The following is a 2,124-nucleotide window of genomic DNA, read 5'->3' as shown; positions in this document are numbered from 1 at the left end:
GTCGCCGAGAGAGTTTAGGCGCTTGGCAGCAGCATCAATTTAACGGGGAGTTGGTGTCCGGTATTGTAGGGGCAAGTCCACGATAACGAAGGCGATGCCATCAACAGCGACAGCGTCTATTACGCACTTGAGCCCCATCACCAGCAGATCGTGGATCAGGCATACACCGTAGTGTGTGCATATAGGGTCATGACTAATTGGTACGCCATGAAGCTACCGATCAGGCTGCGACGGTGCGACTACCCCTGCGGCCCGAAGTAATGCGGGTAATATCACCCCTGCACCTCCTATCAACATTATTTCATCCGCCCCGTCTAATCCAACGTCTTCATGGTTCACATGGATCACCTTGGCCTTGGCCGCTAATGCTATCTCTGGAATACCGGCTGCTGGCATGACTACGCCAGAGGTGCCAACCGAGATCAGCAAATCACAGCCTCTTACAAGGCGTATTGCAGTCTGCCATGCGTCCTCCGGCAGATTCTCCCGGAACCAGACCACCCCAGGGCGAAGCCTTCCGTTGCAACGGGCACAACGAGGAGGCTCAATCAATTGTCCTTCCTGAGGAAACTCCAGTTGGTCTGGCGTCAACTGCACAGGCCGGTGGCATCCGCAGCACTTCACGTCCATCAAACTGCCGTGAAGGTGAACCACCGGGCTAGAGCCTGCTTTCTCATGCAAGTCATCGATATTCTGGGTAACGACTGACACGTCCCAGCCAGCATTAGCCAGTTGTGGAATGCATAGATGAGCCGCGTTGGGTTTAGCAAGGCTGATTTGGCGTCGCCTCCAAAGATACCATCCCCACACAAGGGCTGGATTTTCGCGAAAAGCCTCCGCTGTTTCCAGACGTTGCGGGTCATGCTTTTCCCAGAGCCCGGTGAGTTTGTCGCGGAAGGTGGGGATTCCACTATCTGCCGAAATACCAGCGCCCGTGAAGAAAACAATCTTCTTTGACGAACGAACGACCTCGGCTGCTCTTCGCATTTCCACTTGCAGGGCCTCTTCAGATCTCGTCGCATCCGTTTAACTCTAACCCTCAATACCCCGTCGCGCTATAGCAGCTAGGCGACTCACCTGTCAGATGGCCGAGCGGCCACGCCATTAGCCCCCAACCTAGATACGAGGGTAAACAGGAGCAGACTTGAAATGAAAATTAAATATCCTATGGAAGTGGACGCCGTGACCAACGTGCATTGCGACGTGTGCAACCGCGCCTCCCATTTGGGGCAACCTGGAGTATCGGATGTTTTAGGCACATTGAGGTTACGGTGCGCTACATGACGAAAAAAGCTATGAGCTGCACCTGCAAGGAATGTGCTTCCGCGTGACCATCGTTACCTCCAGCAAGAGCTGGGAACGTCAGTTATGTTCGGAGGAATCCCGCAACTGCCATATGACAATTTCGGCCTGGTGACGAACGAAGACCTTCCGCGATGGCCCCTGAATGGCGCCCTCGTGAGCAGCCGTTCACTACGGCCAGATCATGATCTGATAAATCAATCCGCAGTGGAGGGAAGGCAGGATGTTTACGCGACTAGTTGAAGCCGAGGCGATAGTTCGAGGTAGTCCTTAGGTATTGTGGCTAGGATTCGTGCAACTTGGGCATGCGGGAGCTTGCCAGAAAGCAACACCTCCAGCTTCTCAATACGCTCTTGGACTGCGCCAGCACGAGCCCATTGAACGCTGAACCTCTTAGCAGCTACTTTTTGTTCTACGAGTAAAAGATGACGGTTACGGTCGTAGGTGTAGCGCATCGTAATCTTGCTCGGGGATTCCCCCTCCACCGACTCCGTGAAGGTCAGCTCGAAGATCAATCCGGCAGACGTCTTACGTGCAGAGGATTCGACATAATCATCCTCAAAGAGATTGTCGACCAATTCGCTAGGCTGAACACCACGCGTCAGGTGGAGTGTCGTGAGCTCGTCTACAAGCGTTTTGATGGATTCGAGACTCATTTCAGCATACCCCTCAATTCAGCCATGATTGCTTCGACGTGCTCGATAGACCTAGACAGCGCGTTCGTGTCCCGTTCACTGACCTTACCGAATTTCTTCACTAGCTTAGCGTTGATAAATTGTCACCGCCACTGTAAAAATGACCCCCTAACGCCAACCTAGAATT

General features: G+C 53.3%; 2 protein-coding genes. Both read right to left on the bottom strand.

From position 1 onward, the window contains the following. Positions 1 to 213: 213 nt before the first annotated feature. Entirely contained in the window at positions 214 to 987 is a 774-nt protein-coding gene (locus AO277_RS12775) for an SIR2 family NAD-dependent protein deacylase (protein WP_044320179.1), read from the bottom strand. A 542-nt stretch (positions 988 to 1,529) separates the two neighbouring features. Then, complete coding sequence (locus tag AO277_RS12770; RefSeq protein ID WP_044320180.1) at positions 1,530 to 1,958, bottom strand: hypothetical protein; 429 nt, start codon at positions 1,956 to 1,958, stop codon at positions 1,530 to 1,532. Between the last annotated feature and the right edge of the window lie 166 nt (positions 1,959 to 2,124).

The organism is Pseudomonas amygdali (assembly GCF_002699855.1).
Classification (GTDB): domain Bacteria; phylum Pseudomonadota; class Gammaproteobacteria; order Pseudomonadales; family Pseudomonadaceae; genus Aquipseudomonas; species Aquipseudomonas amygdali.
Note: the sequence above shows the minus strand (reverse complement) of the source record. Positions and strands in the feature narration are given on the sequence as shown.